General features: G+C 62.5%; 8 protein-coding genes. 4 read left to right on the top strand and 4 right to left on the bottom strand.

Going from position 1 to position 7,422, the window contains the following annotated elements; translation table 11 throughout:
* The 3 genes from ACXWUF_RS15430 to ACXWUF_RS15420 all read left to right on the top strand — a co-directional run.
* The coding region (locus ACXWUF_RS15430; RefSeq protein WP_458495542.1) for an ABC transporter permease subunit at window positions 1-544 on the top strand (544 nt) is incomplete at its 5' end.
* Window positions 537-1,304 (top strand): spermidine/putrescine ABC transporter permease PotC, encoded by a 768-nt coding sequence (potC, locus tag ACXWUF_RS15425; RefSeq protein WP_458495541.1) that lies wholly within the window; start codon window positions 537-539, stop codon window positions 1,302-1,304. The genes ACXWUF_RS15430 and potC, both read left to right, overlap by 8 nt.
* Before the next feature lie 146 nt (window positions 1,305-1,450).
* Window positions 1,451-2,455, top strand: a complete 1,005-nt coding sequence (locus ACXWUF_RS15420) for an extracellular solute-binding protein (RefSeq protein WP_458495540.1) — start codon at window positions 1,451-1,453, stop codon at window positions 2,453-2,455.
* On the opposite strand, the gene ACXWUF_RS15415 is transcribed toward ACXWUF_RS15420, so the two are convergent.
* The 4 genes from ACXWUF_RS15415 to gatC form a co-directional block, all read right to left on the bottom strand.
* The gene (locus ACXWUF_RS15415) at window positions 2,452-3,000 is read right to left on the bottom strand and encodes a hypothetical protein (RefSeq protein WP_458495539.1); all 549 of its coding nucleotides are present in this window, start codon (window positions 2,998-3,000) and stop codon (window positions 2,452-2,454) included. The genes ACXWUF_RS15420 and ACXWUF_RS15415 overlap by 4 nt on opposite strands.
* A gap of 223 nt (window positions 3,001-3,223) precedes the next feature.
* A complete protein-coding gene (locus tag ACXWUF_RS15410; RefSeq protein ID WP_458495538.1) occupies window positions 3,224-4,261 on the bottom strand; it encodes a double zinc ribbon domain-containing protein in 1,038 nt (345 codons plus the stop codon).
* Between the two features lie 64 nt (window positions 4,262-4,325).
* The gene (gatA, locus tag ACXWUF_RS15405; RefSeq protein WP_458495537.1) at window positions 4,326-5,774 is read right to left on the bottom strand and encodes an Asp-tRNA(Asn)/Glu-tRNA(Gln) amidotransferase subunit GatA; all 1,449 of its coding nucleotides are present in this window, start codon (window positions 5,772-5,774) and stop codon (window positions 4,326-4,328) included.
* A 98-nt stretch (window positions 5,775-5,872) separates the two neighbouring features.
* Entirely contained in the window at window positions 5,873-6,160 is a 288-nt protein-coding gene (gene gatC / locus ACXWUF_RS15400) for an Asp-tRNA(Asn)/Glu-tRNA(Gln) amidotransferase subunit GatC (protein WP_458495536.1), read from the bottom strand.
* A 426-nt stretch (window positions 6,161-6,586) separates the two neighbouring features.
* Between gatC and ACXWUF_RS15395 the strand changes: the two genes are divergently transcribed.
* Window positions 6,587-7,422: rod shape-determining protein (locus ACXWUF_RS15395; RefSeq protein ID WP_458495535.1), on the top strand; the 836-nt coding region annotated here is incomplete at its 3' end.

Genomic DNA, 7,422 nt, shown 5'->3' with positions numbered 1-7,422 from the left:
CATCCCGTTTTGGACCAACTCCCTGGTGCGTACCTATGCGATGCGCAGCCTTCTCGCCGCCAAGGGCGTCCTGAACAACCTGCTGTTGGCGGTGGGCCTGATCGACGAGCCGGTGCGCCTGCTCTACACCGGACCCGCCGTCGCCATCGGCTTGGTGTACGTGCTGTTGCCGTTCATGATTCTGCCGCTGTATTCCAGCTTCGAAAAACTGGACCGGCGGCTCATCGAAGCGGCGGCGGACCTGGGCGCGGGCCGACTCGCCACGTTCTGGCATGTCATTATCCCGCTGACCGCGTCGGGTATCGCCGCCGGGAGTTTGCTGGTGTTCCTGCCCGCCTTGGGGCTGTTCTACGTCAGCGATGTGCTGGGTGGTGCCCGCGATTTGCTGGTGGGGAATTTCCTCAAGGATCAATTCCTCGACGCCCGCGATTGGCCGTTCGGTGCCGCCGCCAGCCTGATAGTGATTGCCCTGCTGTGCTTGTTTTTAGGCGCCTATAGCCTGATTCGGCGGCGGCTGGCCCCCGGCGAGGACTTCGATGCTTGATCCGAAACGGCTTTATCTGTGGCTGGTGTACGGCTTCCTCTACCTGCCCATGGCGGTGCTGGTGGCCTATTCCTTCAACGCCTCCAAGTACGGCATCCGCTGGGAGGGCGCGACCTTGGACTGGTATCGCAACCTCGCGGCGGACGACGCGCTGCTGGACGCGGCGCTCAATTCCCTACTGGTCGCGGCGCTGGCGGCGACGCTCGGAACCGTCATCGGCACGCTGGGCGCCATCGGCCTGCAACGCCCGGACTTTCGCGGGCGGGGCTTCGTGCAGGGCTTGCTGTTCGTCACGCTCATGTCGCCGGACATCGTGATGGGCGTGGCGCTGCTGGTGCTGTTCATCGCGGTGCGGCTGCCGCTGGGCTTCTGGTCGCTGCTGCTGGCCCACATCACATTCTGCCTGCCCTTCGTCACCGTAACGGTGCTGTCCCGGTTGAAAGATTTCGACGCCCGGCTGGTGGAGGCGGCGCAGGATTTGGGTGCCAGCGAGCTTCAAGCGGTGTGGCATGTCATTCTGCCCATGGCTTTACCGGCCATCGCGGCGGGCTGGCTGTTGAGCTTCACCCTGTCGCTGGATGATGTGGTGGTGAGCTTTTTCGTCACTGGGCCGGGCTTCGAGGTGCTGCCGCTGCGGATTTACTCCATGGTACGGATGGGCGTGAAGCCGGAGGTCAATGCGTTGGCAACCCTGTTGTTTGTTGTGTCGCTGGTGCTGGTATCGGCTTCGCAGGTGTTGCTGGGGAGGGGGCGGCGATGATTAGAGCGTTTTCATCTCCTATGTACGGCGGCAGTGGTGGGAGCGGGCTTCAGCCCACGACAGCCGAGCTTGATCGTGGGCTAAAGCCCACTCCCACCACCGTACTCTCAATCCGACATCGCTTTAAATGCTGGTGGCCACTGGCTTTGGTTTTCGCAGCCTCGCTCGCCCACGCCGAGCCACCCGAAATCCGCTTCTACAACTGGTCCGACTACCTGCCGGAGGAGCTGCTGGAACAGTTCACGGCGGAGACCGGCATCCGGGTGCGCTATTCCACCTATGACAGCAACGAGGCCATGTACGCCAAGCTCAAGCTATTGCGGGGTGAGGGTTACGACTTGGCCGTGCCGTCCACCTACTATGTGGACAAGCTGCGCAAGGAAAGTTTGCTGCTGCCGCTGGATCGGGCCAAGTTGCCCGGCCTCAAGAACCTCGACGCCCGCTTGCTCAATAAGTCTTTCGATCCGGGCAATGCCTACAGCCTGCCGTACATGTGGGGCAGCACCGGCATCGTGGTCAACGCGGGCAAAATCGACCCGGCCAAAGTCCAGTCCTGGGCCGATTTGTGGCGACCGGAATTCAAGCGCAACCTGCTATTGCCCAACGATGTGCGGGAAGTCTTCTTCGTCGGCCTGCGGGCGCTGGGCTATTCCGGCAACAGCACCGATCCCGGCCAACTCCGACTAGCCTACGAAAAGCTCCGGCAACTTATGCCCAATGTGCGCTTGTTCAACTCGGATTCGCCGCTGGTGCTGTACGTGACGGGCGAGGTGGATGTGGGGCTGGCCTGGAATGGCAACGCCTACCGGGCCCAAGCGGAAGACCCCGGCTTCCGCTACGTCTACCCGAAGGAAGGCGTCATGCTGTGGATGGATAATCTAGTCATCCCCAAGGGCGCGGCCAACCCGGACGGTGCCCACAAGCTGATCGACTTTCTGCTGCGGCCCGAGGTGGCGAAGATCATCGCCGAGAAGCTGGGTTATTCCTCGCCCAATGCGGCGGCGGTGAAGCTGTTGCCCGCCGCCGTGCGGGACAATCCGACGATTTATCCGCCGGATGAATTGCTGGAGAAGGGCGAATACACCGTGGATATTGGCGATGCCATCACGGTGTACTCGGAGTATTGGGAGCGGTTGCGGGCGGGGGATTAGCGTCTTTGATCCGGCAACTCGTATTCCAAGCGCGGCGCGGCGCGTTGGTCGGCGGGTTCGGGGGTCCAAATCCGCATGATGCGCTGGCCCGATTGGATGGTGCCGGTGCCTTTCGGCAAGCTCTGCCGGGGAGAGGTCCGACCGCTCGGAACATCGGCGGCATAAACCGGCGGCGGGTTGGCCTCCTGTTCGGCGTCGCTGAATACGTAACGGTGATGAATCCGCCCGTCGGCCCCACGGCCAATATGCAAGACTGGATTGCCTTGATTCATAGGCGGCGAGCCTGGCTCGTTCCGGCGGCTTTGGAAACCCACGGCGTAGCGCTGGCCCAAGGGTGTGAGCAATTGCCGATCCGAGTACACCGTCATATTGCGCGCCCGATTCAGTTCCGGCGTCAGGGGCAGGCTCCGGTCCCGCTGCACTCGCCGCCGCGCCAGCCAAGCCCGTAATTCACCCAGGCGGCGCAACTGTTCGGCGTTGAATGCCGGCCCGGCCTGGGGTGGCTCCTCGGGTTCTTCAATTTCCGGCGATACGGAATCGACCATGACCGCTTCGGCTGACGCAGCCGCCGTCGCGACGACGGGGCCAAGCGCCGCCGCTCCTAGAATCATTATCCCGACGAGTTTCACACTGTCCGCCTATTCCCAATAATTATGGGAGGGGATTTTAGCGTGCCGGGGGTCATAGAATCATTACGTTGCATCACCAGAAACCTAAAACTCCCATCGAAAGCCCGCCTGTCACCCCGGCCAACAGCGTCGCAAGGCTCTAGCCAGCCGGTTTCAAGCTGCCACAGCGGGGCCGTCCATCCACCGCGCCGACCTCAAGCTGCCAGCGGCTTCCAGGGGAAGCAGCCCGCCAGCGTTCCACGGGCAGCGAACAGCGGTATTGCTTGCCGCCCGCGCCTTGCAATAGCCATTCGTAATCCGCCGAGCGCGGTCCTTCCCGCTCGCAACCCAGGCATAGTCGCGGTGCCGTGATTCCAGTGACGGGCCAACGGGGATTCAGGTCGCTGCCTTCCGCCACCGCCGAGCGGGACGGCGTCCAGCGGTCGATGCGGTAATCGCAGCGCTGGTCATAAATTGGCTCACTGCTGTAGCGGGTCTGGCATTCCTCCCGCTCCACGAAGGTGCCGTCGCCCCGGTCGATGCGCCGGGTCTGGCAATCTTGACCGTCGGGCACCTGCCGATGGGAACGCACTTCGGCATGCTGGCTCACCCCGTAGGCTCCGAAGGGCATTTGGTCGCACCAAGCGGATCCCGCCACCGGGCCGTAGCGCTCGATTTGGATTTCCTGCCGCCAATGCTGGCCCGCGAGCGTCACCGTTTCGTCCTTGGTCCAGAACAGGCCGACGAGGATCAAGCCGATGAGTCCCAGCACCAAGAGCGCAATCCATTTGCCGCGATGTCCGGGCCTCGCGGAAATAACGGGTTCCGGGGTGAGGTTGCGCCGCTGGGCTTCCTCCTGTTTGCGTAGCGAGAGGCTGGCGGCGAATTTGGCCTCGTCGGCCCGCACTTGGTCGGTAAGCCGACTGGCCTCTTTCGCGCCGCTCAGCGAGGCGCCGCACCGCCCACAGAATTCGGCCAGGGCGCCGTTGGGCGATTGGCAGGCCGGGCACAGCTTGTCGGCACCTTCGTAGCGGTGGCCGGTGGCTTCGACTTTGTCGTCTTCGGCGGGGAAGTAGCGGGTCTTCGGGTCTTGCGGAGCGCCGCACTGCGGGCAGAATTTCTGGCCTTTCCCCAGCAGCTTGGCCGCGCCGCAGTAGGCGCAGTCCCAAAGCATTTCGTAGATGCGCTCGGGAGGCATGGCGGTTTAAATCGCCGCCACGGCGCAGCGGTTGGCGACGTGGCGAAAATCAATCATCACGACATCACAAGGTCGGCGCCCGCCGATGCCAATCCGTCACCCCCTGATAGCGATGGGCCAGATTCAACAGCCGCTCTTCGGAGAAATAATTGCCGATAACCTGCATCCCCACCGGCAGATTGTTGGAGAAGCCCACCGGAACCGACATGCCCGGCAAGCCGGCCAGATTCACGGCGATGGTGTAGATGTCGGACAGGTACATGGCGATGGGGTCGGCGCTCTTCTCGCCGAAGCGGAACGCCACCGATGGCGAAGTCGGCCCCATGATGACGTCCACTTCCGCGAAAGCGCGTTTGAAATCGTCGCTGATGAGACGGCGGATTTGCTGGGCCTTGAGGTAATAGGCGTCGTAGTAACCGGCGGACAGCGCGTAAGTGCCGATGAGGATGCGCCGCTGGACTTCCGCGCCGAAGCCTTCGCCACGGGAGCGCATGTACAGGTCTTTCAGGTCTTTCGGCTCCTTGCAGCGATGGCCGAAGCGCACGCCGTCGAAGCGGGCCAGATTGGAGGAGCATTCCGCCGGAGCCACGACGTAATAGGCCGGGGCCGACAGGTGCATATTGGGCAGCGAGACTTCCCGCACCGTCGCGCCGAGCTTTTCGTATTCGGCCACCGCCTCGTGAATGAGCTTGGCGATGTCGGCGTCCAAGCCCTCGCCGAAAAACTCTTTCGGCAAGCCGATGCGCAACCCTTCCAAGCTGTTGTTCAGACCAGCGGAATAATCCGGCACCGGGCGGTCGAGGCTGGTGGAATCCTTGGGATCGAAACCCGCCATGGCTTGCAGCATCAGGGCGCAATCCTCGGCGGTGCGGGCCATCGGGCCACCCTGATCGAGGCTGGAAGCGAAAGCAATCATGCCCCAGCGGGAAACCAAACCGTAAGTGGGCTTTAGCCCCGTGATGCCGCAGAACGATGCAGGCTGGCGGATGGAGCCGCCGGTGTCGGTGCCAGTGGCGCCGGGCGCCAGCCGCGCCGCGACCGCCGAGGCCGAACCGCCGGACGAGCCGCCCGGCACCGTGCCGGTATCCCACGGGTTCTTGACCGGGCCGTAGTAGCTGGTCTCGTTGGACGAGCCCATGGCGAACTCGTCCATGTTGAGCTTGCCCAGCATGACCGTCCCGGCCTCTTTGAAGCGCTCCACCACGGTGGCGTCGTAGGGGGCGATGAAGTTGTCGAGCATCTTCGAGCCGCAGGAGGTGCGGACGCCCTGGGTGCAAAAGATGTCCTTCTGGGCGATAGGCACGCCGGTCAAGGGGCCAGCTTCGCCGCGTGCGATTGCCGCGTCGGCGGCCTGCGCCTGGGCCAGGGCTTCGGCCTCGGTGACGGTGACGAAGCAGTTAAGGACCGGATCATATTGTTTGATCCGGGCCAGGAAGGCTTGCGTCAGTTCGACGCTGCTGAATTCCTTTTTTCTAAGACCGAGCGCCAATTCGGCGATGGTTTTTTCGTGCATGGCAAATTCCGGGAGATTCCGTAAGAGGTGGGATGGGTTGGCCGGTAGGAGCGCCTGTAGACGCGATGCGGGGCGAGGAGGCTCCACCGATCCCGAATTTATTCGATGACCTTGGGCACCAAGTACAACCCGCCCTCCGTCAGCGGCGCGTGGGCCTGGAAACAGTCCCGCTGGTTGGCTTCGGCCACGGCGTCCGGGCGGAGGCGCTGGGTCTGGTCCATGGGATGGGCCATGGGTGGCACCTCGGATGTGTCCACGGCGCTCATTTGTTCGACGAAATCCAGGATGTCCGACAAGTCGCGGGCGTAGGATTCGGCCTTATCCGGGTCGATGGCCAGCCGAGCCAGCCAAGCAATTTTGTTTACATCTTCGGTAGTCAGGGACATGATGGGTTCTCGCCAATGATTCTGGGGGGATTTTATCGGAAAAGCGGGAAAAATGCCGTGGAGAGCGGCCCTTGGTCAGCCCGATGAAACAGGCTGCAAACAGGCATTCGGGAATTTCTTAGGTCATGTCTTACGCAAAATTGATTATTGCGCCACCCTTCGCTACTAGGCACCAAAGCCCGTCCCGAGCCTGTCGAACGATCAGTGCGGCGAAACAAGAGCTTGCCAAAATTGAGATACTTTTGTAACGAATGACCTTAAGGCCATGCACGAACGGAACATCGCCTCGCTCAATCTGACAATCAAGAAAGCCGCCATTCCGTAAATCTGCCTATTTAACGGACCATCGGAGTCCCAGGCATATTGCTTGCCCGGACCCGTAAGTGCTTGTTAAATTATCCCATTTTCTTAACAGCCAGGGTCGCTATGTTCTTCAAACACCTCCGGGGTTTCTTTTCCAACGATTTGTCCATCGACCTCGGAACCGCCAACACGCTGATCTACATTCGCGGCCAGGGCATTGTGGTCAACGAGCCTTCGGTGGTGGCAATTCGCGAGGATCGCAACCGGGGCCAAAAATCCATCGCGGCGGTGGGGTCCGCCGCCAAATCCATGCTAGGCCGGACGCCGGGCAACATCACCGCCATCCGCCCCTTGAAGGACGGCGTCATCGCCGACTTCACCGTCACCGAGAAGATGCTCCAATACTTCATACATAAGGTGCATCGCAACAAGCTATTCCGCCCCAGCCCCCGCGTCCTGGTCTGCGTGCCCTGCGGCTCCACCCAGGTGGAGCGGCGGGCCATCAAGGAATCCGCCGCCGGGGCCGGGGCGCGGGAAGTGTATCTGATCGAAGAACCCATGGCGGCGGCGGTGGGCGCGGGCCTGCCGGTGGATGAGGCGCGTGGCTCCATGGTCCTCGACATCGGCGGCGGCACCTCGGAAGTGGCGGTCATCTCCCTCAACGGCATCGTCTATTCCGCCTCGGTGCGCATCGGCGGCGACCGGCTGGACGACGCCATCATGAACTATGTCCGCCGCAACTACGGCACCCTCATCGGCGAGGCCACCGCCGAGCGCATCAAGCACGAAATCGGCGCGGCCTACCCCGGCAGCGAAATCCGCGAAATCGAAGTGAAGGGCCGCAACCTCTCGGAAGGCGTGCCGCGCAGCTTCGTCCTCAACAGCAACGAAATCCTCGAAGCTTTGCAGGAACCCCTGTCCGGCATCGTCGGTGCCGTCAAAGTGGCCCTGGAACAGAC

This window comes from Methylomagnum sp. (assembly GCF_054333355.1).
This window is presented reverse-complemented; position numbering and strand designations above follow the sequence as displayed.

Excerpts from the sequence above, each read along its gene's own strand:
- potC (WP_458495541.1), top strand. The coding sequence starts at position 537 with ATGCTTGATCCGAAACGGCTTTATCTGTGGCTGGTGTACGGCTTCCTC.
- gatA (WP_458495537.1), bottom strand. The coding sequence starts at position 5,774 with ATGCACGAAAAAACCATCGCCGAATTGGCGCTCGGTCTTAGAAAAAAG.
- ACXWUF_RS15415 (WP_458495539.1), bottom strand. The coding sequence starts at position 3,000 with ATGGTCGATTCCGTATCGCCGGAAATTGAAGAACCCGAGGAGCCACCC.
- ACXWUF_RS15410 (WP_458495538.1), bottom strand. The coding sequence starts at position 4,261 with ATGCCTCCCGAGCGCATCTACGAAATGCTTTGGGACTGCGCCTACTGC.
- gatC (WP_458495536.1), bottom strand. The coding sequence starts at position 6,160 with ATGTCCCTGACTACCGAAGATGTAAACAAAATTGCTTGGCTGGCTCGG.